The following is a 25,540-nucleotide window of genomic DNA, read 5'->3' on the forward strand; positions in this document are numbered from 1 at the left end:
AGGATGATCGGCCCACAGCCACTGCGCAGTACGCGTGCGGCAGGTCTCCGCCGCCGAGGAACTGGCCATGCCGCTTGCGCAGTGGTCCCCGTATTCACCCCCGATCTGCCGTTTCCGGACCAGCCCCGTCCGCGGGAAGCCGTGCAGCAGCACCGGGCGGCCTCCGGGCAGACCCGCCACGATCGCGTCGAACACGCCCGCACCCCAGGAGAGGCTCGGGCGGGTCACGCCCCACCTCTTCATACCGACTGGTCGGTAGCTTTCAGATGAGGAGGGTGGCTGTCAAGACCTGCCCGCCGTTGAACATGACGCCGAATTCAACTATAACGATCGGAAGGCCGACTCCCTGTCGCTGCCGCGGCCATGACTCACGTCGAAGGCCGCTCGAGGAGACGGTCGATGAGCCATCTCCGCACGACAGTTGGCGTTCGGCGCCCCCTGTCGGCAATCGAGCCCGGCGCACGGCGCTCGGAATCCCGGCCCCGAAGCTCCCGGACGAACCGGACCAACAGGAAACAGTGAGGCGACATGAGGGAAGCAGTCATCGTTTCGACGGCACGGACGCCGATCGGAAAGGCTTACCGCGGCGCGTTCAACGACACCCAGGCGCAGGAGCTTGCCGCTCATGCCCTTTCGCACGCGGTGCAACGCGCTGGGCTCGAGGGAGGTGAGGTCGAGGATGTGATCTTCGGCTGCGCCGTGCAGCAGGGGGCCTCGGGTTTCAATGTCGCGCGTCAGGCTGCTCTCCGTGCCGGACTTCCGGACGTCGTGTCGGGGATGACGATCGACCGGCAGTGCTCGTCGGGCCTGATGGCCGTGGCGACGGCCGCCAAGCAGATTGTCACGGACGGCATGCAGGTCGCAGTCGGCGGCGGTGTCGAGTCGATCTCCCTGGTGCAGAACGACCACATGAACACCCACCGCATGGCGGATCCCTGGCTGGTCGAGCACAAGCCGAGCATCTACATGCCGATGTTGCAGACGGCGGAGATCGTCGCCGAACGCTACGGCGTGAGCCGGGAACGTCAGGACGAGTTCGCGCTGGTGTCGCAGCAGCGCACCGCGGCGGCGCAGGAGGCCGGCCGGTTCGACCGGGAGATCGTCGCGCTCACCAGCACCAAGAAGGTTCTCGACAAGCAGTCCGGGGAGGTGCGGGACGAGGAGTTCACCCTGGTCCGGGACGAGGGCAACCGCGCGTCAACGACGCTCGAAGGCCTGGCCGGGTTGGCCCCGGTGCTGCCCGACGGTCGGGTGAGCGCGCGTTCCAGCGTGACGGCGGGCAACTCCTCGCAGTTGTCGGACGGGGCTTCGGCGTCGGTGCTGATGGAGTCGAGGGAGGCCGAACGCCGCGGACTGGAACCGCTCGGTGTCTACCGGGGTATGACCGTTGCCGGATGCGGGCCGGACGAGATGGGCATCGGACCGGTGTTCGCCATTCCGAAACTGCTGAAGCAGCACAACCTCACCATCGACGACATCGGTCTGTGGGAACTCAATGAGGCGTTCGCCTCCCAGGCGCTGTACTGCCGGGACGAACTGCACATCGATCCGGAGCGGTTCAACGTCGATGGCGGCGCCATCTCGGTCGGTCACCCGTACGGAATGACCGGTGCCCGGCTGGTGGGGCATGCCCTCATCGAGGGGAAGCGCAGGGGTGTTCGGTATGTGGTGATCTCGATGTGTGTCGGCGGCGGAATGGGCGCGGCCGGACTGTTCGAGGTCGTCTGAGGTCCCCGTCCCTGCTGGAGAACTGGCTGCCGTCGGATTGCGCGGCAGCAGGCCGATCGTGAGGAGAGACGTGGATACCGTGTCGAAGTCGGCGGCAAAACCCCGAACCGCGGTCCTGGTGGACTTCGGTGGGGTCATCACCTCCAGTGTGCTGCGGGCATTCACCGCCTTCGGCGCCTCGCTGGGCGGCGACCCGCGCCTGCCGCTCGACCTCCTCGCCCAGGACCAGCGATCACGCACCCTCCTGGCCGATCATGAGTGCGGCCGTCTCGACGCCGGGGGCTTCGAGCGGGGATTCGCCGAACGCCTCCGCGTCCACGGCGCAGACGTACCGGCCGAGGGGCTCACGGCCCGGATGCAGGCGGGCATGTCGATCGACCAGGACATGCTCGCGCTGCTCGGTGATCTTCGAGCCGCCGGCCGTCCCGTTGCGCTCGTGTCCAATTCGTTCGGTACCGGAACCTACGACGGCGTCGACCTCTCCGCCGTTGCCGACGCGGTCGTGATCTCCGCGGAGGTCGGGATACGCAAGCCCTCCCGGCGGATCTACGCGATCGCCTGTGAACGGCTGGGCATCGACCCCGAAGAGGCGGTCATGATCGACGATCTGCAGCAGAATCTCGACGGAGCGGCGCGGATCGGAATCGGGGGCGTACTGCACACCAGCGCCGCCGACACGCGCCGCCAACTCGCCGAACGCTTCGGGATCACCGCCTGATCGCTGATTCGGCGGGGGTGAGACCCGCACGGCCGTCTGCTCGCATCTCGGCAGGCGCCGCCCACGATCAGCGATGTCGATCCTGTGTGCCGCCATGCGCCGTCACTGTCGACAGCATGGTGCTGCGCGGCGCCAGGGATCAGGCTCACGTTTGTGACTATGGCGTCGGATTCAAGTACCGTTTCCCGAATGGACACCACCGCGCCCGAGGAGATCGACGGCGAGTACGCACCCCCCATGGCGCCCCTCTCGAACCTTCGCGAGCCGCCGACGACGAAGCGCGGAGCGCGGACACGGGCCGCATTGGTGAAGGCCGCGCGGAAGGTGTTCGAACGGGACGGCTACCTCGACACTCGCCTGACCGACATCACCAAAGAAGCTCAATGTGCGGCGGGATCCTTTTACACCTACTTCGCCAACAAGGAGGAGGTGCTCGCCGCCGTCCTCCTGGAGGCGCAGGAGGACATGATGCACCCCGGCATGGGCCGGGTGCAGGGTACCGACGATCCCTATGCGGTACTCGAGGCGAGCAACCGCGCGTATCTCGAGGCGTACAAGCGGAACGCGAAGCTGATGGCCCTTCTTGAGCAGGTCGCACAAGTGGAGCCGGAGTTCCGCGAGTTCCGAAGCCGGCGCGCTGACGCGTTCATCCGCCGCAATGCCCGCGGCATCGCCGACCTGCAGGCGCGGGATGTCGCAGACCGCGGGGTCGATCCGATGATGGCCTCCCGTGCCCTGTCGGGCATGGTCAGCGTCCTGGCCTACAACGCCTTCGTGGTCGGCGAACGGCAAGCAGAAGGTGCGCCGGTGGACTTCGAGGAGCTCGTGTCCACGGTCACCCGTCTCTGGGCGAACGCCCTGCGGTTCCCCGGCCACCGCTGACCTCGGCAGCCTCGACCGCCTGGCCCACCGCACCCGGTACTGCCGGGTGCTTCTCATTTCTCGGCTCCCTTTGTGGTCCCCTCCGCGGGAGGTGGGCGGTCTTCTGCGCGCGTCACCGCGCTCCGCTGTTGAACTTGACGTCATATTCAATTATAAAGTTCGACAAGAGCATGGTCACGCCGGCTCGCGGCCGTGCCCCGGCTTCGCACGCCAACCCGTCAGGAGCTCAGATGTCCCTGTTCGAGATACGGGATCGCGCCAAGAAGTACCAGGCGGATCTGCTCGAGTTCATGGATGCACACGTCTACCCGGCTGAGGCGGTGTACCACGTGCAGATGCGCGCGTCGGGTGACCCGCACTTCCACCCGCCGATCATCGAGGAACTCAAGGCGGAGGCGCGAAAGCGCGGACTCTGGAACCTGTTTCACCCGCACCCGGAGTGGGGCCCCGGGCTGACGAACCTCGAGTACGCGCCGCTGGCGGAGATCATGGGGCGCAGTCACATCGCCCCCGAAGCGTGCAACTGCAACGCTCCCGACACCGGGAACATGGAGGTGCTCACGCTGTTCGGCAGCGACGAGCACAAGGAGAAGTACCTCAAGCCCCTGCTCGACGGCACGATGGCCTCTGCCTTCGCGATGACCGAGCCGCGTGTCGCCAGCTCCGACGCCACCAACATCGAGTTGCGGATGGAGCGCGACGGCGACGAGTACGTGCTCAACGGCCGCAAGTGGTTCGCCTCCAATGCCCTGCACCGCAACTGCAAGATGCTCATCGTCATGGGGAAGACGGACCCTGGCGCTGCTCCGCACCGGCAGCAGTCGATGATGGTCGTCCCCATCGACGCCCCCGGGATCACGGTGATGCGCGGCCTGCCGGTGTTCGGCTACCAGGACCGTGAGGGGCACGCCGAAATCGACTTCGCCGACGTACGGGTGCCGGCCAAGGACCTCCTCAAGGGCGAGGGCGAGGGTTTCGCGATCAGCCAGGCCCGGCTCGGGCCCGGTCGTATCCACCACTGCATGCGGGCCATCGGCGCGGCCGAGCGGGCGCTGGAGCTGATGTGCCGGCGCGCGCAGTCACGGGTGACATTCGGTAGTCCGGTCGCCGAACGGTCCAACATCCAGGACTGGATCGCGGAAGCGCGCATCGACATCGAGATGATCCGGCTGCTCACGCTCAAGGCCGCGTATCTGATGGACACGGTCGGGAACAAGGAAGCGCGCACCGAGATCGCGGCCATCAAGGTGGCCGCCCCGAACATCGCTTTGAAGATCATCGACCGCGCGATCCAGGTGCATGGAGCAGCCGGAGTGACCGAGGACTTCCCGTTGGCGATGATGTACGCGCAGCTGCGGACACTGCGGCTGGCGGACGGTCCCGACGAGGTTCACAAGCGGGCCATCGCCAGGCAGGAACTGCGGCGGTACCGCGACGGGGCCACCACGGCGGCGAGCGGCACGGACACCCCCGGCGGCCACAAGGCAGGGGTGAACTGAAATGGCAGGGCTGGACCTCAGTGGTCGCACCGCCGTCGTCACGGGCGCCTCCCGCGGTATCGGGTTGGCGATCGCCCAGGCCATCGCCACCGCCGGCGGAAACGTCGTCCTCACCTCCCGGTCCCAGGAGGCGGCGGACGCCGCCGCGGCCCAGGTCGGGGGCACGGCGATCGGCGTCGGTGTGCACGCGGTCGACGAAGAAGCGGCCCGGCGCTGCGTCGATCTGACGCTCGAGCGCTTCGGAAGCCTCGACATCCTCGTCAACAACGCGGGGACCAACCCGGCCTTCGGACCCGTCATCGACCAGGACCACGTCCGGTTCGCCAAGACCTTCGACGTGAACGTGTGGGCTCCGGTCCTGTGGACGGGGCTGGCCGTGCGGGCCTGGATGGGCGAGCACGGCGGCGCCGTCGTCAACACCGCCTCGGTCGGCGGCATGACCCTCGAGGCGAACATCGGGTTGTACAACGCGTCGAAGGCCGCACTGATCCACCTCACGAAGCAACTGGCTCTGGAACTCTCGCCCAAGGTTCGCGTCAACGCGGTGGCGCCGGGTGTGGTGCGCACGAAGCTGGCCGAGGCTCTGTGGAAGGACCATGAACAGGCACTGTCCGCCGCGACGGCACTCGGGCGCATAGGGGAGCCGGCCGACATCGCCTCGGCGGTCGCCTTTCTCGTCTCGGACGCCGCGAGTTGGATCACCGGCGAGACGATGGTGATCGACGGCGGCCAGCTCCTCGGTGACGCGCTCCCGTTCAGGCAGGGAGCCGACACCGGTGTCTAGGACCTGGCCGGCCGATCACGCCGCGGACGCAGCGCCGGACAGGCGCCGTCTTTTCCCTGCGACTTGACCGGCCGGCCAGGTCCTGGCCTGGACAGCGTCGGGATCGACGTCGAGGCGTAAACCCCCGTGGCCGCTGTTGCCCGGAGGCAGCTCGGTGAGGAGGTCATCGGCGTGGAGGCGGCGGGCGAGGTCGATGGCGGCGCTCGGCGCGGGTTGTCCGGCGAGTGAGGCGTCGTCGGCCCGGGGCCGGGCCTGTCGCCCAGCCCGGTGCCGGGCGTTTCAGCCGGGCGGCGCCGACAGATGGATCAGGATGCCGCACACCTCGTCCACGATCTCCCGGGCTTCCGTCTCGTCCCCGCAGTCGCCCAGCTCGCGCGCCGTTCCTCCGATGACGGTGGTCAGCACGCTCACCCTGACCCGGCCGGCGCGTCGCCGCTCGTCGATCTCCAGGAGCCGGGCGTTGCGCCGTACCCATGCGCGGTCCCACTGGCGGCGCAGCGCGTCGAAGCCCGCGGGGCCGTCGTCCTCCACGAGCAGTCTGCCGAGCCTCCGGTTGTCCCAGGCACCCTCCAGGTAGGCCCTGGCTCCCGCCACGAAGAGGGCGACGGGGTCCTCCACCCCGCGGTTGCGCTCGGCGGTCAGTGTGGCCGCGGTTCGACGCTCCTGCTCCTCCCGGAACTCCTCCCACAGGGCGAGGTACAGCCCTCGCTTGCCGCCGTAGTGCTGGAAGAGGCTGCCGACCGGGATGCCGCCGCGCGCCGCGATCTCGGTGAGACCGGCGTCCGTGTAACCGCGCTCGGCGAACACCTCCAGCGCGGCGTCGAGCAGCGTGCGCCGGAGGCTTCCGTCCTGCCCGGCGTATTCCTCAGGCAGACCCATGTCCCCCTGTCCGCCCGGCAGCTGACGTGCCGCTCCGGTCCCGGAGGATTCCACCATGCCGCTCATTCGCCTTCCCCGCCTTCCTCGGCGCCGTCGCGGATGGCGAGGGCGACCAGTAGTTCCAGGAGGTCGGCGATCCGGCGCGGATTGCGGCCGCTGCGTTCCTCGATCCGGCGCAACCGGTAGTGCGCCGTGTTGTGGTGCACCCGCAACCGGTCGGCGGCCAGCCGCAGATTGAGGTCCGCCGCCGCGAAGGCCCGTATGGTGACGGCCAGTGTGTCGCCACGTCTGCGGTCCTCGTCCAGCAGCGCACGCACCCGGGGATCGACCAGCTGGCGGGCGACGTCGTCGGCACGCAGCGCCAGATAGTCGAACGGGGACAGCCGCGGCAGCGCCGCCACCCCGCCTCCGCTCGGCACCAGGTCGAGGGCAGCCCGCGCCTCCTGGTAGGCACGCGGCAGTTCACCCGTGCCCTGGGCCACCGTACTGATCCCCATGGAGAGCATGGTTCCGGCCCGCGCGAGCCTCCGCTGTACGGTCTCGAAGTGGGCGCATATGTCCTCTGCGTCCATGCCGGCCCGGACCACGGGCACGGCCACCACCTCGCCGTGCCGCACGACGACCAGCGTTCTGCCGGCCCAGGGCCCGGCGACGCTGATCGACGCGCTGGCGGCATACCCGTTCTCGGCCGAGGTCGGGTCGCCGGTGCGGGTGTCGCCGACGCACACCGCCACGACCGCCATCATCGGCGAGCGCGGACCGACGCCGTACGCCTGAGCCGCGGCCATCAGCGGACCACGCGTCGGTGCGACCCCGGCCAGCAGCTGGTCCAGGAGATCGCGGCGCTCCCGGTCCGCGTCCGCCACCACGTGCTGCTGGTACTCGACGTAAGCCTGCGCGGCATGGGTGCTGGCGTAGTCGACGTACCGCATCAGCGGGGTGACGAGGGACAGCGCGGCCTGCTGGGCCTCGGCGGACGTGCCCGCGCAGTCCAGCAGCGCGTCCCACAGCACCTGCCGGCCGACCCGGAAGGCACTGATCCAGTCCTCCAGGGCGAACCCGGCACGTGCTCGGCGCATCGCTGCCGCGCGGCTGAAGACCAGGTCCTCGGGGGCCATGTCGCGATCGCCGGCCAGCGCCGCGAGCTGCATCCGGTAGTGCTCGAGCACCTGGTCCCGTACGTCGCCGAAGAACCGTTCGTCCTGCAGTGCGTACGACGGGATCTCCGTGCGCATCACCTCGACGGCGGTCTCCGCCACCTCCTCGACCCGGTCGTGGACGGCGTGCAGGATCCGCTGCCGCTCGCGGCGGAGCGGTTCGGAGAGTCGGGGAGTGCTCAGTGCGGGACCGCGCGGCATGGGGCCGATCGTCGCCGCCCTCCTCGTGCTTCGTCAACAGGTTCCACGTGAGACATCTCCCGGCACCTGTGCGCGGCGCACAGTTCGGCCACCGAGAAGTTGGGTGCTCACACCCAATGTGCGCCCGCAACGCCCCCACCTACTGTGACGCTCGCCCACCCACCAGCACGTCGGAAAGGGCGTCACTCATGCTCGCGGTCGAAGACATCACCGTGCGCTTCGGCGGGATCACGGCATTGGACGGTGTCGCTTTCACCGTCGAGCCGGGCACCGCCGTAGGGCTCATCGGGCCGAACGGAGCCGGCAAGACCACCTTGTTCAACTGCCTCACCAGGCGATGCGCTCCCGACGGGGGAGACGTGCGGTTCGAGGACGAGGACCTGCTCGCCCTCCCCCCGCACGCCGTGGCCGGGCGCGGCATCGCCCGCACCTTCCAGAACCTGGGCCTGTTCCCGCAGCTCACGGTCCGGGAGAACGTCATGGTCGGCGCCCACAGCCGGGGGCGCACCGGACACCTCGCCGCGGCGCTCCGGCTGCCTCGCGTCCGGCGGGAGGAGAGGACGCTGCGTGACCTGGCGGAGGACCTGCTACAGCGGCTCGGTCTGGCGGACGTCGCCGACCACCCCGCCTCCGGACTGCCGTTCGGCACGCTCAAACGCGTCGAACTCGCCCGGGCCCTCGCGGTACGGCCCCGGCTGCTGTTGCTCGACGAACCCGTCAACGGGCTCAGCCACGGCGAGGTGGACCAATTCGCGGATCTGGTCCGCTCGGTACGCCAGGAGTTCGACCTCACGCTCGTGGTGGTCGAACACCACATGGCCTTCGTGATGGGCCTGTGCGACAAGGTGATCTGCCTCGACTTCGGCCGCAAGATCGCCGAGGGCACGCCGGAGGAGATCCAGCGCGACCCGGCGGTCGTCGAGGCGTACCTGGGGGTGGCCGCGTGAGCGAGCCCACCATCGGCAGCACCGAGGCCGCGGCGGGTGCGGAGCGGGACTTCCTGAAGGTCTCCGACCTGCACGCCGGATACGGCCAGGCCCGCGTGCTCCAGGGCCTCGACTTCTCCGTCGCCCGCGGTGAGGTGTGCGCGATCCTCGGACCCAACGGCGCGGGCAAGACCACGACGCTGCGGGTGCTGAGCGGCATGGTCCGCGGCCGGGGCTCGGTCACCCTGAACGGCACGGAACTCCTGGGCCGCTCGCCCGAGCAGGCCGCCAGGCTCGGCGTGGCGCACGTGCCCGAGGGCCGGGGCACCTTCAACGACCTGACCGTCGAGGAGAACCTGCGCATCGGCGCCCACCTGCGCACCGGCCCACGGAGGCGGGGCCGCACCGAGCGCGCGGCCGTGGTGACCGACCTGGAACGGATCTACGACTACTTCCCCAAGCTGCGCCAGCGGTCGCGGCAGGCCGCCGGCAGCCTCAGCGGCGGCGAGCAGCAGATGCTCGCCGTCGGCAGGGCGCTGATGCTGCGGCCCTCGCTGCTGCTCCTGGACGAGCCGTCCCTGGGGCTCGCGCCGCTGGTCACCCGCGAGCTGTTCGAGATCGTCCGTGCCGTCAACGAGGAGGAACGCACCACCGTGGTCGTCGTCGAGCAGAACGCCCAGCTCGCGCTGGATATCGCGCACCGGGCCCACGTACTGGAGGCCGGCCGCCTGGTGCTGTCCGGACCGGCCGCACAGATCCGCGAGGACAGGCAGGTCGCCGAGGTGTACCTCGGTGTCTCCGTCCTCTCCCGGAAGGCCGGGTGAGGACGGTGACCGATGTGCTCCAGCAAGTGGTGGAGGGACTGGGCTCCGGCGCCGTGTACGCCAGCCTGGCGCTGGCCCTGGTGCTGATCCACCGGTTCACGGGGATCGTCAACTTCGCGCAGGGCGAGCTGGCCATGCTCTCGACGTACGTCGCCTGGCAGCTGGTGGCGTCCGGGATGCCGTACTGGCTGGCACTGCCGGCCACCCTCGCGGTGTCCTTCGCCGGCGGCATGCTGCTCGAGCGGATCGTCATCCGCCCCGTACAGGGTGCGCCCGAGCTGACGGTGGTCATCGTCACGGTCGGCCTGTTCATCTTCGTCAACGCGCTGGCCGGCCTGATCTGGTCGTTCACCGTGAAGGACTTCCCGCAGCCCTTCCCCGACGGCGGACTCGACCTGACCGGTGTGCGCATGGACTGGTCGACGCTCGGGATCATCGGTGTGGTGGCCGTCGTGATGGGTCTGCTGTATCTGCTGTTCCAGCACACATCCATCGGTCTGGTGATGCGGGCGGTCGCCTGTAATCCGGCCTCCGCCCGGTTGTCCGGCATCCAGGTGGGCCGGGTGCTGATGCTCGGCTGGGGCCTGGCCGCGACGGTCGGCGCGGTGTCGGGCGTGCTCGTCGCCCCGGTGCTGTTCCTGGAGCCCAACATGATGGGCGGGGTGCTGATCTACGCGTTCGCCGCAGCCACTCTCGGGGGCTTCGACAGCCCGGTCGGTGCTGTCGTCGGCGGCCTGTTCGTGGGTGTCGCCGAGACCCTGACCGGGGCGTACGTGGACGTGATCGGCGCCGATCTGAAGGTGGGCGTCCCCCTCGTGATCATTCTTGCGGTGCTGCTGGTGCGGCCCCAGGGCCTCTTCGGACGGGCGGCGGTGGAGCGCGCATGAGCACCATCACAGCGGCACTCGGCACCGACCGGGTCCGGTGGCTGCGGCCCGCGCTCACCGTCCTCGTCGCGACGGCGGTCGCCGTCGGCGCACCGTTCTACTTCGCCCCGTTCCAGGTCTTCCAGCTGACCATGGTGCTCCTGTACGCCGTGGCGCTGTCCGGCCTGAACCTGCTGACCGGCTTCGGCGGGCAGATCTCGCTCGGGCACGGCGCGTTCTTCGCGGCGGGCGCCTACACGGCGGCGGTCATGCTCGACCGGTACGACACCGGCCACCTGGCCACGCTGCCGGCCGCGGCCGCCGGATGCTTCCTGCTGGGCCTCGGGTTCGGAGTGCCCGCGCTGCGACTGCGCGGGCTGTACCTGGCCCTGGTCACCCTCTCGTTCGCGGTGTTCCTGCCGCCCCTGCTCAAGCGGCTCGAAGCGGTGACGGGCGGCTCCATGGGGCTGACCGTGAACAAGCTGCAGCCGCCCGCGTGGAGCGGGCTGGCCGAGGACCAGTGGATGTACTTCGTCGTCCTCGCCGTCACTGTCGTAGCCCTGACGCTCGCCCGCAACCTGCTGCGGTCCCGTGTCGGCCGGGCACTGCTGGCCGTACGCGACAACGAGAGCGCCGCCGAGATCATGGGTGTGCGGCTGTCGCTGCACAAGACCCTCGCCTTCGCGTGGAGCGCGATGTTCGCGGGTGTCGCGGGGTGTCTCTACACCTGGGTGATCGGCTTCGTCTCGCCCGACTCCTTCAGCTTCGTTCTGTCCATCACCCTGCTGGCCGGCCTGGTGGTCGGGGGGCTCGGTTCGCTGTACGGACCCCTGCTGGGGGCGGCGTTCGTGATGTACGTGCCGAGCGTGTCCCAGGACGTCAGCGAGGCGGCGCCGGGAGTCGTGTTCGGCCTGCTGATCATCACGGTGATGTTCGTGGCCCCGACGGGACTGGCCGGTCTGCCGGCCCGTGTCCTGGGCGCAGTCGCCCGTCGCCCGCCTCGCGCCACCGCTGCCCTCGACCGGACGCCAGAGGCCGAATCCGCGCCCGATGCGGAGCCGGAGTCCCAGCCCCTGTCCGGACCCTCCGACACCCACACTCCTGCGGACCCCGCAGGTGCCGACGCCGAACCCGTGGGCGCACCGCCCCGCACGGAAAAGGAATGATCCACATGCGCAAGACGACCGCTCTGCGGGCGGCCGCGGCCGCGACCGCCGCACTGCTCACCGCGACCGCCTGCAGCAGCCAGCGAGGTCAGGACGCCCAGGACACCACCGCCGGTGGCGCGTGCAAGGGCCAGCAGACCACCGGCATCACCGACAAGACCATCAAGCTGGGTGGGATCTACCCGCTGTCGGGACCTGCCTCCGCGTACGGCACGATCAGCAAGGGCGTGGCCGCCTACTTCCGTCACGTCAACGACAAGGGCGGCATAGACGGCCGCAAGGTCGAGTTCGTCGTCCGCGACGACGGCTATCAGCCGCCCAAGGCGGTCGAGGAGGCCCGCAGACTCGTCGAGCAGGAGAAGGTCTTCGCGGTGTTCCAGACCCTGGGCACCCCGTCCACGGCAGCCGTGTGGGACTACCTCAACAAGCAGAAGGTGCCGCAGCCCTTCGTCGCGACGGGCGCCTCCGCCTGGGGTTCGGGCGACCAGCACCCCTGGACCATCGGCTGGCAGCCCAACTACGTGGCCGAGGCACGCGTGTACGCCAAGTACCTCAAGGACGCGAGGCCCAAGGCCAAGGTCGCGGTCCTCTACCAGAACGACGACTTCGGCAAGGACCTGCTCGGCGGGTTCAAGAAGGCCGTCGCCGGCAGCGGCGTCAAGGTGGTCGCCGAGGAGAGCTACGAGGTCACCGACCCCTCCGTGTCGGCACAGATGGCGAGCCTCGCACGCTCCAAGGCGGACGTGCTGCTGAATGTCACCACCCCCAAGTTCGGCAGCCAGGCCCTCGCCGCCGACGCCAGGAACACCAAGTGGAATCCGCTGCACATCGTGAACAACGTGGCCTCGTCCGCCGCCGTGCTCAAGCCGGTCGGGTTCAAGAACGTTCAAGGCGTGGTCTCGGCCACCTATTTCAAGGACCCCGCCGACCCGCAGTGGGCCGCCGACCCCGAGATGAAGGCGTACAAGGACGCGCTCCACAAGTACGCACCCGACGCCGACCCGGCCAACCAGTTCAACGCCTACGGCTGGGCCGCAGCCTCCAGCCTGCACCAGGCCCTGGACGCGATGAAGTGCCCGACCAGGGAAGGACTGCGGGACGCGGTGCGCAGCCTGAAGGACGTGAAGGTGGGCATGCTCCTGCCCGGGGTCACCATGTCCACCGGCCATGGTGACGCCTTCCCGCTGGAGACGATGCAGCTGATGCGGTTCAAGGGCGAGCGGTGGCAGCTGTTCGGCAAGCCGGTCGACACCCGCAAGGAGTTCGGCCCGGCGGCGCAGTGAGCCGGCGGGGGCGGTCCGCGTCGATGCCCGACACCCTGGGGACCGCCCTCGCCCCGTCACGGGAGCCCGGAGCCGTGCGTGCCTGCCGGTACGGGGTTGACCCGACGTCTGCCGGGCACGTCGGCGCCGGACAGGGCCGTCGCCGGTGGAGGAGGCAGTCGCTGTCCAGCGGACGCGAAGGAGCCACACCAGGCTCGGTGTCTGCGGGCCGCTGACAGCGGACCGGCGGCCCTGCCGTGATGACCCGCGCCGGCCGCGGTCGGCGCGCGCGCGGCCCCACCGGGTTCACTAGGCTTAGGCGTATCAGCGGGTCAGCCGACTGTGGAGATGCGGATGACGGAGCTCAGCGGAAGCTACGACGATCCGTTCGCCCCGCCCCTCGCCGCCCTGGCGGTGCTCGACGACCGGGGTGCCGTGGTCGGGTGGAACCGGCGGGCCGAAGAGCTGCTCGGCCATCCGGGCGCAGCCGTGATCGGTCGTCAGGCCTTCGAGGTCCTCGTCGATCCGCGTGATCTGCCGGCCCTGAGGGAGGCCGCGGCGAGTTGCCGGAGAGCCGGCGGCTGGTTCGGGGTGCTCAAAGTGCGGCACCGCGACGGACGGCTTGTGGAAATGGGGCTCAGGGCCCAGACGTTCTCCCGGGACGACCGGGTCCGTGAGTGGCTTGTCGCCGGGGCACCTGCGGCCGACGTCCTGGCCTGGCAAAGGGACCGCGCGATTCTCGACGGGTTGTACCACCAGTGTCCGATCGGCCTGGTCGTCCAAGGCCCCGACCTGAAAGTTCTCCGGGTCAACCGGGCCGTAGAACGCTTCACCGGCGTCCCGGCAGCAGATTTTCGAGGTCTGCCGACCGGCTGCATGCTCGTTCCCGACGATGCGCGCAAGGCCGTGGACCGTGTGCGTCAGGTGATGGAGACCGGCAGACCGTTGATCTACTCCGAGCAGTTCGCTCGCCTCGAATCGGCTCCGGCACGAGAGCGGGTCGCCTTGGTCTCGGCCTTCCGGATGGAGGATCGCTCCGGTCGCGTCCTGGGTGTGGCCGAGATGATCGAGGACATCACCGGACGCCACCGGGCCCAGCGTCGGCTCGCGCTCCTCGACCAGGCCGGCAGTCGTATCGGAACCACGCTCGACGTGGCGGAGACCGCCCGGGAACTCGCCGAGGTGATGGTGCCGCACCTCGCCGACCACGCGTCGGTGGACCTGCTCGAGTCGGTCACATGCGGTGAGGAACCGGCTCGGGCACTGGCGGGACCCGTGGTTCGAGTGGGGGTCTGCGGCATCGGAACTCAGCAACCCGGCCCGCCCCACGGCCAGGGCGTGCCGGTGGAGTTCGCACCCGACACCCCGCAGTCGAGATGCCTGGCCGAGGGGCGGCCCGTCCTGGAACCGGTTCTGTCGTCCGACTCCGTCTCGACCGAAAGCCGCCAGGACGCCCAGGCCCCGGACCCGGGCGCCCACTCGCTGATCGTGGTACCCCTCGCCGCACGTGGCCTGGTGCTGGGTGTGCTGACCCTGTGGCGGTCGAGCCGCCCCGATCCCTTCGAGGCGGACGACCTCACCCTCGCCCAGGAACTCGGCTCGCGCGCCGCCGTCGCCATCGACAACGCCCGGCGCTTCACCCAGCAGCAACAGACCGCCCTCACCCTGCAGAGCAGCCTTCTGCCCCGGACGGTCCCGGACCAGTCGGCCGTCGAGGTGGCCCTGCGGTACCTGCCGGCCAGCGCGGCCCCGGGCCTGGGCGGCGACTGGTTCGACGTCATTCCGCTGTCCGGGGCTCGGGTCGCGCTCGTCGTCGGCGACGTGGTGGGACGCGGCATCCACGCCGCTGCCACGATGGGCCGGCTGCGCACCGCCGTACACACGCTCGCCAGCCTCGACCTGGAACCGGACGAGGTTCTCTCGCGCCTGGACGACCTGGTCACCTTGCTGGCGGCCGAACAGGAAGCGTTCGGCGAACGGCCCGTGGGCGAGCAGGTCGTCGGCGCCACCTGCCTGTACGCCGTGTACGACCCTGTCTCCCGGCGGTGCTCCGTGGCCCGCGCGGGCCACCCGCCTCCGGTGGTGACCGGTCCGGATGGACACGTGGAGCTGCTCGATCTGCCCGCAGGCCCACCTCTCGGCCTGGGAGGCCTGCCGTTCGAGGCCCGGGAGATCGATCTGGCCGCGGGAAGCCTGCTGTGCCTGTACACCAACGGAATCATCGGCGAACGCAACATCGACGCGGACATCGGCCTGAGCAAGCTGTGCGCAGCGCTCACCCGCCCTGCGGACGAGCTGGAACGGACATGCCAAGCCGTGGTCGACTCGCTCGTGCCCGCACACCCCAGCGACGACATCGCGTTGCTGATCGCCCGCACCCGCATGCTGCCACCGGAGGATGTCGCCTCCTGGCAGCTGACGCTGGAGCCTGCCGGCGCCGCCCGGGCCCGGGCGTTGACCTCGGCCAAGCTGACCGAATGGGGCCTGGAGCACTTGGCGTTCAGCACCGAGTTGATCGCCAGCGAACTGGTCACCAACGCCTACCGGTACGCCAGTGGCCCTGCGACCCTGCGGCTGATCCGTGAACGGTTTCTGGTGTGCGAGGTCAGCGACGCCAGCCACACCGCACCACACCTGCGCCGCGCCCGCACCACCGATGAGGGCGGGCGCGGCCTGTTCCTGGTGGCCCAGATGGCCGAACGCTGGGGCACTCGCTACACCCGCGAGGGCAAAACGGTGTGGACCGAGCAACCACTGGCCGGCACGTACACCTGACCGTCGCAGGCCCTTGCTGTCGACTCATACATCGGCGCGCGTGGAGGCGTACGGCTGTCATGGGGCTCCGCGCAGGGCCCTGGGCGGACCGAGGCGGCGGCAGCGAGGCCGCCTGCCCGGTCCGCCCCCGCCACCTCGGTCACTCGGCTGCGGCGAGCAGACGCTCCTCGCTCTCCTCGTACAGCACTCGGCTCTCCCGGCTGTCAGCGGCGCGGCGCCGGTGGTCCAGCCGGCTGCCCAGCCAGCCCGCCAGGTAGCCGAACGGGATGGAGACCAGTCCGGTGGACTGCATGGGGAACCAATGGAAGTCGGCGTTCGGGAAGACGGCCGACGACGTGCCCGAGACGGCCTTGGAAAAGATCATCAGCACCAGTGCGCAGGCCGTGCCGCCATAGAGGGTGGCGAGCAGTCCGGTGCGCGTGAATCCTCTCCAGAACAGGGAGTAGGTCAGCGCGGGAGCCACCGCGGATGCCCCGATGCAGACGGCCAGAGTGGTCAGCACGCCGACGTCCCATTTCTGGACCAGGGTGGCGAGCCCGATGGCCACGGTTCCCACGGCCACGCTCGTCCACGCCGCCACCGTCATCTCCGTACGCGGCTCCGCCTGTCCCCGTCGCGCCGCATGGGCGAACAGGTCGTGAGCGAGCGACGAGGCCGCGGCCAGTGTCATCCCCGCGACCGAGGACAGCAGAGTGATGAACACCATTCCCGCCACGGCCGAGTAGAGAATCGTCGCACCCGCGGAGGCGGGGGCCCCGCCGAGCACCTGCGACAGCATGAGCACCGCCGTCCTGCCGTGCGGGTCGACCGCGGTGATGGACCGCGATCCCACCAGGGCTGCCGCGCCCGTGCCCAAGATGATCACGAGCAGGCAGAAGGTGGTGACCGTGCCGACGGCCCACGACATGGAGCGACGCACGGCCGGTGCGTCCTGCGCGGAGTAGAGACGCATGGTGATGTGGGGCAGGCAGGCCACGCCGAGGACCACGGTGATCTGGAGACCGACGAAGTCCAGCCGGTCACCGGCCGAGGTGCCCAACTGAAGGCCCTGCTGAAGGAAGGCGGGGCCCGTGCCGCTGCCGTGCTGGGCGGCCCTGAGCAGGTCTCCGGGGTTCCAGCCGAAGCGGTGCAGGACCAGGGCGGCGACGACGACGCTGGTGCCGAGCAGGATGACGATCTTGATCATCTGAAGGAGCGCGGTTCCCCGCATACCGCCGAGCGCCGCGTAAATGATCATCAGGCTGCCGACGATGACGATGCATGCCGTCCTGGCGCCCGCCCCGTGCGGGATGTTCAGGATGAACGTGAGCAGCGACCCGGCCCCGGAGAGCTGGACGACCAGGAAGGGCAGGGTCGCCGAAAGCGTCACGACGCAGGAGGCGATGCGCACGGCCCGCCCGGGCATGGTGCGGGCCAGGACGTCGCCCATGGTGAACCTGCCGGCGTTGCGCAGAGGTTCGGCCAGCAGGAACATCAGCAGCACCAGAGACAAGGCGGTGCTGACCGTGAGGACATAGCCGTCGTATCCGGCGAGCGCGATGATGCCGCTGGTGCTCAGCACCGTGGCCGCGGAGATGTAGTCGCCCGCGATGGCCAGGCCGTTCTTGAACGGGGTGAGCGAAAGGTAGCCGGTGTAGAAGTTCGTCAGGTCGTCGCGGTCCGGTCCCGTCATCACACACATCAGCAGCGTGACGGTGACCAGGGCGGTGAAGAGGACGAGGACGGTGGCCTGCGACCCGGAGTCGAAGTCGGTCATCTCGCCACCCCCGCGGGCCGGTCGGCCGCCCGCTCCCTGACGACGCGGGCCAACGGGTCCACCGAGCGTTGTGCGCTGCGCTCGTACGAGAAGACCGCCGCGAAGGTGACGACGAGCTGAAGGATCCCCAGGGCTATGCCCAGGCTCAGCTCCCCGGTGATCCTGGTCCCCATCAGTTCCGGTGCGTAGCAGGACAGCAGCACGTACACCACGAAGGAGCCGAGTGCGGTGATCGTGGAGACCCGGCGGAGCACGCGGTAGGCCGAGCGAAGGGCGGCGAGGTCGGCGCTGGGCCGAGGCGTCTCGTGCGCGTACGGTTCCTGCCGGGCGGCTTGCCCGTACCAGTCGTACGGGGCGTCGGCGTATCCGGACGGGGAGGGCTCCTGTCCCGGATCCCGCCCGTACGACTCGTACCGAGGGGCACGGGCGTACGGCTCGGTCCGCGGCTGCGGCCATTCCTGCTGCGGGTACCGCGGGTCATGGGGATATGTCATCGCGTGGCCTTCCGGCTCGGCTCGGTTCCGTGGAGGGCTGGGGGAGAGGCGTGGCGGCGCACGATACCGACTGGTTGGTATGCCGGACAGTCTGTGGGGCGTCACGTTTTGGGCTCGACGCGGCATCCGGCAGGCGCTGTCGGTCGACGGCCCGCGAGCCATAGGTGCCCGCCACGCGGGGCGCCCTGTGGCGCACATCACGGCCGCCGTCGTACCTACTGGTCGGTATGGTCAGGGGGAGCCGCAACGACAGGAGGCGCGATGTCCGCGACCAACCGCCAGATCCGTCTGTCAGCCCGCCCCGTTGGCGAGGTGCAACCCGATGACTGGGAGCACTGCGCGGGGCCCGTCGACGAACCCGGCCCGGGCCGGTTCGCGGGTCGCACACGCGTCATCTCCCTGGACCCGGCGATGCGGGGCTGGCTGGACGACCGTCCCTCCTACCTGCCGCCGGTGGCCATCGGTGAGGTGATGCGTGCCGGATCGGTCATCGAGGTCACCGCCTCCAACCACCCCGACTTCCAGCCGGGTGATCACGTGGTCGGAATGTTCGGCGTCCAGGAGCACGTGGTCTCCGACGGCAAGGGCGCCATGAAGATCGACACCTCCCTCGCCCCTCCCTCGACGTATCTGGGCGCACTGGGCATGCCCGGAATGACCGCCTACTTCGGCCTGCTGGACGTAGGGGCACTGAAGGACGGCGAGACCGTCGTGGTGTCGGGGGCGGCCGGCGCCGTCGGCACCATCGCGGGGCAGATCGCGAAGGCCAAGGGCTGCCGGGTCGTCGGCATCGCCGGAGGGCCGGAGAAGTGCGCCCTGCTCACCGACGAGCTGGGATTCGACGCGGCGATCGACTACCGCGCCGAGGACGTCAGGAAGGCGCTGCGCCGGCACGCCCCCGACGGCATCGACGTCTACTTCGACAACGTGGGCGGCGACATCCTCGACGCCGCTCTGACCCGGCTGGCGATGCACGCGCGCGTCGTGGTCTGCGGTGCGATCAGTCAGTACAACAACGCCACCCCGGTCAAGGGCCCCTCGAACTACCTGACGCTGCTGGTGCGCCGCGCCCGGATGGAGGGATTCGTCGTCTTCGACCATGCCAAGCGCTATCCAGAGGCCGCGCAGGACATCTCCGCCTGGATCGGCGACGGCCGCATCAAGGTCAAGGAACACGTCGTGAGAGGGAGCGTGGACGACTTCCCCGAGGCGCTGCAGATGCTCTTCCGTGGCGAGAACGTCGGCAAGCTCGTCCTGGAGCTGGCATGACGGCCGCCGGGAGCGGGGCCGCGCTTTAACGGTCGGCGAGGCCACTGCGGTGGCCTCGCCGCAGTTTGACTCTCTGCAGTGGTCAGCAGGTCGGGCCGCTCGGCCTGGTGGACGCGTAGCCGGGCGGCCGACCCCGATCGGTGGGTCATCTCGACCATGTCCGAGGGCCTTTGACCCCCCGTCGCCGCAAGGCCGGCCGACCAGGGGAGGGGTCCGTGGGCTCATGACCCGCGCAGCCGGCCGTCGGCCGTTCCGTGCTGGCTCGGTCCGGTGACCTGTGTGCGCCTGTCGTCGAAGCGGTGGGTGAGGTCGTCCACGACGTCGACGACACCGTCCAGCGGGCGCGTCGGACCCACCGCGACGGCGGCTCTGCGCAGCCTTCCAGCTGCCCGGTGAGCGTGACCGCACCGTCGTGGACGGCGACTTCGGAGATCTGGGGGCCGAGCCGGAGCGCGTCGGCGAACACCTCGCGTTGCACGGCCTGCCAGATCTCCTCGGCGGAGCGCAGGAAGACCTGGAGCAGGCCGCGGCGGGTGACGATGTCGACGAGCCGGTCCTTTTCGTCGACCACTGGGAGTCGTTCGATGCCGTGTCGCGGCATCAGCCGGGGGCCTCCGGCTGATGTCGCCTCCGCGGGACCGTCATGGCGGGCGCCGACACCAGCCCGGCGGCGGTGCGCGCCCGGACCAGGCGCCCCCCCGGCTGACGGTGAGTCAGGCAAGGCCTGTGGAGCCGCTCCGAGGGCCCCTCTGTTTCGGCGGTGTGTGCCGCATCACGCCCTCCAATGTCCGCCCAAGTTGACTTAGTCACAGCGGAAATGTCCCTTTCGCGTCCATGCTCGACCTGGACGGCGACTCCCGAAGTGGAGCCCATCGGCATGGGCGCGAAGTTCCCAGAGCGGCCCATGACGCAGCCCTCGTGACGTTCCTCCTTGTTCCCCTGGAAAGGTGCCCATCATGGCCGCTTACCTCTGTCCTCCTGCCGTGATTCACGGCGAGCACGCCGTGGAGACCAGCCAGATCGTGGCGGAGGTGCGCGACCGGCACCCGCATGCGGCGTGGGCGCCGCGGATCGACGGCATCGCGGCCAGTACGGGCATCGAGACCCGCGGGTGGATGCTGCCGCTGGAGACCGCCGTCGCGCCCGGCGAAGGCGGCGGCCTGCGGGCTGTCGGCATCGGGACCGCCCAAGAGGCGCTGGCACGCGACGGGTTCACCCAGCAGGACGTGGACCGCGTGATCGCCGCCCTCGAGGCGATACCCGCGCCGCAGACCGTCCAGGAGCGCACCGCGCCGGCCTGGGAGGCCGTGCAGTCCTACGGGGAGCGTGCGGCACGCGGGGCCCTGCAGATCGCCGGGCTGGACGCCACGGACATCGACTGCCTCATCACCAGTCACTCCACCACCCCGGCGCTGCCCGGTCTGGACATCGCCCTGGCCAACAAGCTCGCGCTCCGCGACGACGTGATGCTGCTGCCGGCCACGCAGTGGGCCTGCGTCGCGGGAACCCGCTCCCTGGCCCTGGCGGCTGATCTCGTGGCAGCGGACCCCGATCGGGTGGTCCTGGTCGTGATCGCGGAGGCGCTGAGCACGACCTACCAGCCCGCGGACGACACCCTCGAGTCCCTGATCGTCCGGTTGCTGTTCGCGGACACCGCGGTCGCCGCGGTGGTCACGGGCCGCCCGAGGCGCGAGTCGGTGCTGCGGCTGGACGCGGCCTGGCACCACACCGTGCCCGACACCCAAGACCTGCACTGCCTGGAAACGCGGGCGGACGGCACTCACTTCGTGATGGACCGGCGCGGGCCGCGCGCCGTACAGGAGACGGTCACCGCGATGTGGGAGTGGCTGCAGGTCCGTTACCAGGACGACCCCGACTCCTGGCACCCCGACGTGCTGCTCGCGCACCCCGGCGGGACCCGGGTGCTGGAGTACATGGAGCAGACGATGCCCGACGCATGGCCGTCCGGGCTGCTGGACTACAGCCGGGACAGCTACACCAGCGGCAACCGCGGAGGCGCCGCCGTGTTCGACATCCTGAGGCGGGCGCACGACGCCGGACAGAAGTCGGGCAGTCGCGCCGTCCTGTATGCGGCGGCACCGGGCCTCACCGCCACCGCCCTGGAAGGGGAGTGGCTGTAGAGCGAGCCCGCGCCACCCGTAGCAGCGAACGGGCCGCCCGCATCACCGGTCACGCCACCGGTACCGCTGCGGGCGCCGTCCGTACCGTCGGTGGCGCCGGCTGACGCGCACGCCGCCCTGCCCTCGCCGCGCTCGCGGACGCCCGGCCGCGCCCGCCCCGCAGCCGCGTCATCTTGCGACTTCCGCCCAGACCACCTTGCCGGTGTCCGTCCACCGCACCCCCCACCGGGTGGTGAGCCGGTGCACGACGTGCAGGCCACGCCCGCCGTCGTCGAGGAGGCCGCCCCGGCCCAGACGCGGCCTGCCGTTGCCGGTGTCTCCCACCTCGCACAGCAGGCCATGACCACCACCGGCCCTGATCAGCCGTATCGTGATCGGACCGGTGGCGAAGCGCACCGCGTTCGTGACCAGCTCGCTGACCAGCAGCGGCACGTCGTCCTGGATGTCGCTCCTGGTGTGCCATTGCCGCAGCCGTGCGGAGACGTGCGCGCGGGCACGGGCGGGCGCGTCGTCGCGAGCGGGTAGCCGCCAGGTCGCGGTGTCCCCCTTGTGGTAGCCGATCATGCGCGCGAGCAGCAGGGTCACGTCGTCGCGCTGGCGCGCGGGCGCCAGCGCGGAGACGACGTGCCGTGCGGCCTGCTGCAGGGCATCCCAGGGGTGCACCGTGGACACGGCGTCCGTCAGCCTGCTGATGCCCTCGTCGATCGACAGGGCCGGATCCTCCACCAGGCCGTCGGTGTAGAGGGCGAGCAGGGAGCCCGGGGGCGCGCCGAACGTGTGCACGTCGAACGGCTCCCGCAGCGCGAACTCGGCGCCCAGGCCGGGGTGAGGGCGGACCGCGAGCGGGCCTGCGTGCCCGTTCGGAAGCACCAGGACCGGAGGGAGGTGGCCCGCGCTGGAGAGCGTCACCTGGTGGCTGACCGGGTCGTAGAGGGCGATGCAGCAGGTGGAGCCGAGGGCGCTGTAGCCGGCCGCCAGTCCGGACTCCGCGTCGTCCAGAAGCGTCACGGTCTCGTCCAGGTGCTCCAGCACCTCGTCGGGCGCCAGCCCCGCGGACAGCAGGGCGCGGGCCTCCATGCTCAGCTGGCCCATGGTCGCCGCGGCTCCCAGGCCGTGCCCGACGACGTCACCGACCACCAACGCGGTACGGCCGTCCGGCAGCGGAAAGCTGTTCACCCAGTCGCCGCCGACGCCCGCGCTGTCGGGGGTGGCGGGCTGGTAGACGCTGGCGATCTCAATGGTGTGGCCGCCGGTCCGGGGCAGCAGCCGGCGCTGCAACGCCAGCACCTGGGTGTGCTCGCGCTGGTGTTGACGGGCCAGGTCGACGTGATGGGCGGTCCTGGCCACCAGTTCCTGCAGGTCGAACAACTCGCTGTCGCGGAAGGGGCGGTCCGACCGCCGCCAGACCTCAGCCAGGCCCAGCACGACGGGTGGCGCGCGGTCCAGGACCAGCGGTACGCACGCCACACTCGCCGACCGGTCACCGGGCACCAGGGCACGGATCACTCGCTGACTGCCGAGCAGCCGCTCGACCGCCTCCCGGTCGGGTATGACGATGGGCTGCGGGGCATCGTCCCGCAGTACCGCCTGCGCCAGCAGGCGACTCGCGTCGCTCGGAAGATCGCCACCCGGAGTCACATAACCCTCGGGCCACGCCCGGTCCGGCACCAGGGCCGCCCGCCGTAGCCGGATGCGCCCCTGCGCATGCTCGCTGACTCCCTCGCCCGTCCACACGGCGAAGTCGAGATCGACGGCGGCCACGTCTCCCCAAGCCAGCAGGGACTCCGCCAGCGACTGCGCGGTCTCGCCGATGTCCAGCGAGGTACCGATCGCGGTCTCGGCGGCGTACAGGTGCAGCCTCCTGGCCATGGCGATCACGGAGACGGTCAAGCCCTCCTGAGGCGCCGCGGCGGGCAGGATGCTCAGCGAGACCACCAGCTCCGACCCGTCGCCGCGCCGCAGGCGCTGGATCCGGGCGACGTGCGCCTCACCGATCTCCAGGACCTGCCGCAACCGCCGTGTGACCGTCGGTACGTCCCCGGTGGGCAGGAGATCGGCGAAAGGACTCCCGGCCACGGCGTCCAGACCCGCGAATACGGGGGCGTCCAGATTGCTGCGGGTGATTCTCAGATCCCTGTCCAGGTTGACCACGCCGAGAATCTGATCCTGACGGTCGGCCGCCGGGCTGTCGGGTACGCGCTGGCGGGTGGCGCGGTCGCCCTGCGCGTTCGCGGGACCGGCCGCCGCTGCCGCTCCGCCGCGCGGGATGTAGCGCCCCAGGGCACGGCTGACCAGTTCAAACGGTGAAGAGGACGAGGGGGAGGGTGTGGAGTCCATGCGGCTCTCTCAGCAATCCCCGGCGCAGCGCCGGGGCTGTACTCGGACCCGTGCGTCGGGGCACCGAGATCCCTGACCGCACACCTCATTGAATAACACCGGGGGTCGCTTCGCCCACACCAGCGGATCGCGCGGTGAACGCCGACCATGAGGGAATGCCACGGCCGGTGGGGCCATGGTCACCTCGCCGGGGCGTCGCCCGCCAGGATGCGACGACCGCCGCAGGACCACCGGGCACCGGCGCCCGGTGATGGCGAGTCCGAGTTCGCCGGAGAGGCACGCGGACCTGCATGACGTGGGGGCGGCCTGATCGTGCTCTGCGAGCACGCGAGGCACGACGCCGTCACCCACGCCCACAACCGCATCCTCCACGGCCGTTCCGCCACCGGCTTCCCGCACGAGCGGCGCGAGCCGACCGACGCGGACGTCAGGCTCGTCGGCATGAAGTGGGTGACCGTTGACGGCCTTGCCCTGCCCGGTGATCATCTGGTGCGGGCAGTCACGTCGGCACGCAGACTCCCGCGATCTTTCCCCCCAGCTTGGAGGTCCGTCATGGCAATCGACTCCCGCGTCCGGAATGCGGCGCGGGTCGCCGGTGCCGCTGCCGTTCTGTGCCTGACGCTGCTCACGGCCTGCGGCGGCCAGGCACGGGACGCGGACGCCAGGACGCCTTCGACGACACGGTCGAAGACCGCGTCCCCGAGTCCATCGGCGAAGGAGGGAGCGTGGAAGATCGCCTATTCCAGCAAGGAGGACAACGCGGAGCTGAGAGCTCTGTCTGTCGCCTCCGACCGGGACGCATGGGCGGTCGGTCTTGCCGGAGACGACTGGGACAAGACCTTCTTCGTCCACTACGACGGTCGGGAGTGGCGGGACTACGACGCCGCTGCCGACCTGCCGAAGCTCAGCCGGCTGTCCCTGGTCGAACTGGCGTCGTCGGGGCCGGGGAACACCTGGCTCTTCGGCACCGACAACCCGGTGGGCACCGAGGACGTCACCCCGGCCATCGCCCGCTGGGACGGCAGCCGTTGGCGGGACGTGCCCCTGCCACCGCGGATGACCGACCAGGTCAAGGACGCGGCCGTCTTCGCCCCCGACGACGTGTGGCTGCTGACAGGGACGCGGGCCGGCGAGCTCCCGGGGCAATGGCCTGTCGAGGAGCAGACGGTCTGGCACTGGACCGGCGCGCACTGGACCGAGGTCCGGCTGCCGGCCCGGGCGGACGCGATCGCCGGGCGGGCGCCCGACGACATCTGGGCGGTCGGCAGCGCCCCCGGCGCACAGGTGAGCACCGGCAGCAGCCCCGGTCGCCGTGCCGCGCCGGCCGCGATGCACTATGACGGCCGCGGCTGGCGGCTCGTCCCTGCCCCGCAGTTCCAGCCTCCGGCGAACGCGGGCCCCGGCGACGACCGGAGTGCGGTCCTGAACGACGTGGTAGCGGCCGGACCGGACGACGTGTGGACGGTCGGCACGCAGTCCTACCCGGGCGACGATCCCAATGAGGGACAGGACGAGGCACCCGTCCTCGCCCACTGGGACGGGAGCCGCTGGGAGGAAGGGCCGACATCGGACCAGCTCCCCGGGCCCCGAGCGGTCGCCCCGGACGGCGCCCACGGCCTGGTCTTCCGGTGGGGCCGGCTTCGCGCCGACGGCACATACGAAAGCATCGCCAAGTCGCCGCTGCTACCGGGGAAGACCGGCCAGGTCTCCAAGTTCGACCGGGCCCAGCAACTGGCGCTCGGCGAACTTGTCCAGGTACCGGACACGCACGAGGTGTGGGGCGCCGGATCCATCGCGGCCGGTGGCGGAGGCTCCGAGCTCAACTTCTCGCACGGGGTGGTCGTGGTCTATGAAGTGCCGGGCGGGTAGGCGGGAA

At 70.3% G+C, this 25,540-nt stretch carries 20 protein-coding genes and 1 pseudogene; 14 read left to right on the forward strand and 7 right to left on the reverse strand.

Annotated features, from left to right (window positions below):
- Nucleotides 1-528: 528 nt before the first annotated feature.
- From OOK38_RS29145 to OOK38_RS29165, 5 genes are all read left to right on the forward strand, one after another.
- A complete protein-coding gene (locus OOK38_RS29145; RefSeq protein WP_266848921.1) occupies nucleotides 529-1,728 on the forward strand; it encodes an acetyl-CoA C-acyltransferase in 1,200 nt (399 codons plus the stop codon).
- 70 nt (nucleotides 1,729-1,798) lie between these two features.
- Nucleotides 1,799-2,446 carry an HAD family phosphatase gene (locus OOK38_RS29150; RefSeq protein WP_266848923.1) on the forward strand — a complete coding sequence of 216 codons (648 nt, stop codon included), beginning with the start codon at nucleotides 1,799-1,801 and terminating at the stop codon, nucleotides 2,444-2,446.
- Between the two features lie 189 nt (nucleotides 2,447-2,635).
- On the forward strand, nucleotides 2,636-3,328 hold the full coding sequence (locus tag OOK38_RS29155) for a TetR/AcrR family transcriptional regulator (protein ID WP_266848925.1): 693 nt from the start codon (nucleotides 2,636-2,638) through the stop codon (nucleotides 3,326-3,328).
- 230 nt (nucleotides 3,329-3,558) lie between these two features.
- On the forward strand, nucleotides 3,559-4,827 hold the full coding sequence (locus OOK38_RS29160) for an acyl-CoA dehydrogenase family protein (protein ID WP_266848926.1): 1,269 nt from the start codon (nucleotides 3,559-3,561) through the stop codon (nucleotides 4,825-4,827).
- Between the two features lies 1 nt (nucleotide 4,828).
- Nucleotides 4,829-5,611, forward strand: coding sequence for an SDR family oxidoreductase (locus OOK38_RS29165; RefSeq protein ID WP_266755702.1), 783 nt, complete (start codon nucleotides 4,829-4,831; stop codon nucleotides 5,609-5,611).
- A 279-nt stretch (nucleotides 5,612-5,890) separates the two neighbouring features.
- Here the strand turns inward: OOK38_RS29165 and OOK38_RS29170 are convergent, their stop codons facing one another.
- Nucleotides 5,891-6,556, reverse strand: a complete 666-nt coding sequence (locus OOK38_RS29170; protein ID WP_266848928.1) for a TetR/AcrR family transcriptional regulator — start codon at nucleotides 6,554-6,556, stop codon at nucleotides 5,891-5,893.
- On the reverse strand, nucleotides 6,553-7,848 hold the full coding sequence (locus OOK38_RS29175) for a CdaR family transcriptional regulator (protein ID WP_266755698.1): 1,296 nt from the start codon (nucleotides 7,846-7,848) through the stop codon (nucleotides 6,553-6,555). Before OOK38_RS29175 ends, OOK38_RS29170 begins: the two co-directional genes overlap by 4 nt.
- A 188-nt stretch (nucleotides 7,849-8,036) precedes the next feature.
- Here OOK38_RS29175 and OOK38_RS29180 point away from each other — a divergent pair, with 188 nt between their 5' ends.
- From OOK38_RS29180 to OOK38_RS29205, 6 genes are all read left to right on the forward strand, one after another.
- Nucleotides 8,037-8,795: an ABC transporter ATP-binding protein gene (locus tag OOK38_RS29180; protein ID WP_266755696.1), complete on the forward strand. Its 759-nt coding sequence runs from the start codon at nucleotides 8,037-8,039 to the stop codon at nucleotides 8,793-8,795.
- Nucleotides 8,792-9,598, forward strand: coding sequence for an ABC transporter ATP-binding protein (locus OOK38_RS29185; protein ID WP_266755694.1), 807 nt, complete (start codon nucleotides 8,792-8,794; stop codon nucleotides 9,596-9,598). The genes OOK38_RS29180 and OOK38_RS29185 overlap by 4 nt, the downstream gene beginning before the upstream one ends.
- Before the next feature lie 5 nt (nucleotides 9,599-9,603).
- Nucleotides 9,604-10,485, forward strand: a complete 882-nt coding sequence (locus OOK38_RS29190) for a branched-chain amino acid ABC transporter permease (RefSeq protein WP_266848930.1) — start codon at nucleotides 9,604-9,606, stop codon at nucleotides 10,483-10,485.
- Nucleotides 10,482-11,630: a branched-chain amino acid ABC transporter permease gene (locus tag OOK38_RS29195; protein WP_266755690.1), complete on the forward strand. Its 1,149-nt coding sequence runs from the start codon at nucleotides 10,482-10,484 to the stop codon at nucleotides 11,628-11,630. Before OOK38_RS29190 ends, OOK38_RS29195 begins: the two co-directional genes overlap by 4 nt.
- Nucleotides 11,631-11,635: 5 nt before the next feature.
- Nucleotides 11,636-12,913: an ABC transporter substrate-binding protein gene (locus tag OOK38_RS29200; RefSeq protein ID WP_266755689.1), complete on the forward strand. Its 1,278-nt coding sequence runs from the start codon at nucleotides 11,636-11,638 to the stop codon at nucleotides 12,911-12,913.
- A 333-nt stretch (nucleotides 12,914-13,246) separates the two neighbouring features.
- Nucleotides 13,247-15,667 (forward strand): SpoIIE family protein phosphatase, encoded by a 2,421-nt coding sequence (locus OOK38_RS29205; protein WP_266755687.1) that lies wholly within the window; start codon nucleotides 13,247-13,249, stop codon nucleotides 15,665-15,667.
- A gap of 139 nt (nucleotides 15,668-15,806) precedes the next feature.
- Here OOK38_RS29205 and OOK38_RS29210 read toward each other — a convergent pair whose 3' ends face one another.
- Nucleotides 15,807-17,423, reverse strand: coding sequence for a cation acetate symporter (locus OOK38_RS29210; RefSeq protein WP_266755685.1), 1,617 nt, complete (start codon nucleotides 17,421-17,423; stop codon nucleotides 15,807-15,809).
- Entirely contained in the window at nucleotides 17,420-17,917 is a 498-nt protein-coding gene (locus OOK38_RS29215; RefSeq protein WP_266755684.1) for a DUF485 domain-containing protein, read from the reverse strand. The genes OOK38_RS29210 and OOK38_RS29215 overlap by 4 nt, the downstream gene beginning before the upstream one ends.
- A 261-nt stretch (nucleotides 17,918-18,178) precedes the next feature.
- Here OOK38_RS29215 and OOK38_RS29220 point away from each other — a divergent pair, with 261 nt between their 5' ends.
- Nucleotides 18,179-19,186 (forward strand): NADP-dependent oxidoreductase, encoded by a 1,008-nt coding sequence (locus tag OOK38_RS29220; protein WP_266755683.1) that lies wholly within the window; start codon nucleotides 18,179-18,181, stop codon nucleotides 19,184-19,186.
- 221 nt (nucleotides 19,187-19,407) lie between these two features.
- On the opposite strand, the gene OOK38_RS29225 is transcribed toward OOK38_RS29220, so the two are convergent.
- The gene (locus OOK38_RS29225; RefSeq protein ID WP_266848931.1) at nucleotides 19,408-19,542 is read right to left on the reverse strand and encodes a hypothetical protein; all 135 of its coding nucleotides are present in this window, start codon (nucleotides 19,540-19,542) and stop codon (nucleotides 19,408-19,410) included.
- A gap of 191 nt (nucleotides 19,543-19,733) precedes the next feature.
- Nucleotides 19,734-19,787: pseudogene (locus OOK38_RS34635) on the reverse strand (hypothetical protein); the annotation flags it as partial.
- Nucleotides 19,788-20,142: 355 nt separating this feature from the next.
- Between OOK38_RS34635 and OOK38_RS29235 the strand changes: the two are divergent.
- On the forward strand, nucleotides 20,143-21,327 hold the full coding sequence (locus tag OOK38_RS29235) for a type III polyketide synthase (RefSeq protein WP_266848933.1): 1,185 nt from the start codon (nucleotides 20,143-20,145) through the stop codon (nucleotides 21,325-21,327).
- A 168-nt stretch (nucleotides 21,328-21,495) separates the two neighbouring features.
- Here OOK38_RS29235 and OOK38_RS29240 read toward each other — a convergent pair whose 3' ends face one another.
- Nucleotides 21,496-23,664, reverse strand: coding sequence for a SpoIIE family protein phosphatase (locus tag OOK38_RS29240; protein ID WP_266755677.1), 2,169 nt, complete (start codon nucleotides 23,662-23,664; stop codon nucleotides 21,496-21,498).
- Between the two features lie 552 nt (nucleotides 23,665-24,216).
- Between OOK38_RS29240 and OOK38_RS29245 the strand changes: the two genes are divergently transcribed.
- Complete coding sequence (locus OOK38_RS29245; protein WP_266755675.1) at nucleotides 24,217-25,533, forward strand: hypothetical protein; 1,317 nt, start codon at nucleotides 24,217-24,219, stop codon at nucleotides 25,531-25,533.
- Nucleotides 25,534-25,540: the final 7 nt, after the last annotated feature.

It is taken from the genome of Streptomyces sp. NBC_00568 (genome assembly GCF_026341855.1).
Classification (GTDB): domain Bacteria; phylum Actinomycetota; class Actinomycetes; order Streptomycetales; family Streptomycetaceae; genus Streptomyces.

Bases quoted from the DNA above. Each gene is read 5' to 3' on its own strand.
- OOK38_RS29145 (WP_266848921.1), top strand. From the start codon at position 529: ATGAGGGAAGCAGTCATCGTTTCGACGGCACGGACGCCGATCGGAAAG.
- OOK38_RS29155 (WP_266848925.1), top strand. From the start codon at position 2,636: ATGGACACCACCGCGCCCGAGGAGATCGACGGCGAGTACGCACCCCCC.
- OOK38_RS29160 (WP_266848926.1), top strand. From the start codon at position 3,559: ATGTCCCTGTTCGAGATACGGGATCGCGCCAAGAAGTACCAGGCGGAT.
- OOK38_RS29165 (WP_266755702.1), top strand. From the start codon at position 4,829: ATGGCAGGGCTGGACCTCAGTGGTCGCACCGCCGTCGTCACGGGCGCC.
- OOK38_RS29170 (WP_266848928.1), bottom strand. From the start codon at position 6,556: ATGAGCGGCATGGTGGAATCCTCCGGGACCGGAGCGGCACGTCAGCTG.
- OOK38_RS29175 (WP_266755698.1), bottom strand. From the start codon at position 7,848: ATGCCGCGCGGTCCCGCACTGAGCACTCCCCGACTCTCCGAACCGCTC.
- OOK38_RS29180 (WP_266755696.1), top strand. From the start codon at position 8,037: ATGCTCGCGGTCGAAGACATCACCGTGCGCTTCGGCGGGATCACGGCA.
- OOK38_RS29195 (WP_266755690.1), top strand. From the start codon at position 10,482: ATGAGCACCATCACAGCGGCACTCGGCACCGACCGGGTCCGGTGGCTG.
- OOK38_RS29200 (WP_266755689.1), top strand. From the start codon at position 11,636: ATGCGCAAGACGACCGCTCTGCGGGCGGCCGCGGCCGCGACCGCCGCA.
- OOK38_RS29205 (WP_266755687.1), top strand. From the start codon at position 13,247: ATGACGGAGCTCAGCGGAAGCTACGACGATCCGTTCGCCCCGCCCCTC.
- OOK38_RS29210 (WP_266755685.1), bottom strand. From the start codon at position 17,423: ATGACCGACTTCGACTCCGGGTCGCAGGCCACCGTCCTCGTCCTCTTC.
- OOK38_RS29215 (WP_266755684.1), bottom strand. From the start codon at position 17,917: ATGACATATCCCCATGACCCGCGGTACCCGCAGCAGGAATGGCCGCAG.
- OOK38_RS29220 (WP_266755683.1), top strand. From the start codon at position 18,179: ATGTCCGCGACCAACCGCCAGATCCGTCTGTCAGCCCGCCCCGTTGGC.
- OOK38_RS29235 (WP_266848933.1), top strand. From the start codon at position 20,143: ATGGCCGCTTACCTCTGTCCTCCTGCCGTGATTCACGGCGAGCACGCC.
- OOK38_RS29240 (WP_266755677.1), bottom strand. From the start codon at position 23,664: ATGGACTCCACACCCTCCCCCTCGTCCTCTTCACCGTTTGAACTGGTC.
- OOK38_RS29245 (WP_266755675.1), top strand. From the start codon at position 24,217: ATGGCAATCGACTCCCGCGTCCGGAATGCGGCGCGGGTCGCCGGTGCC.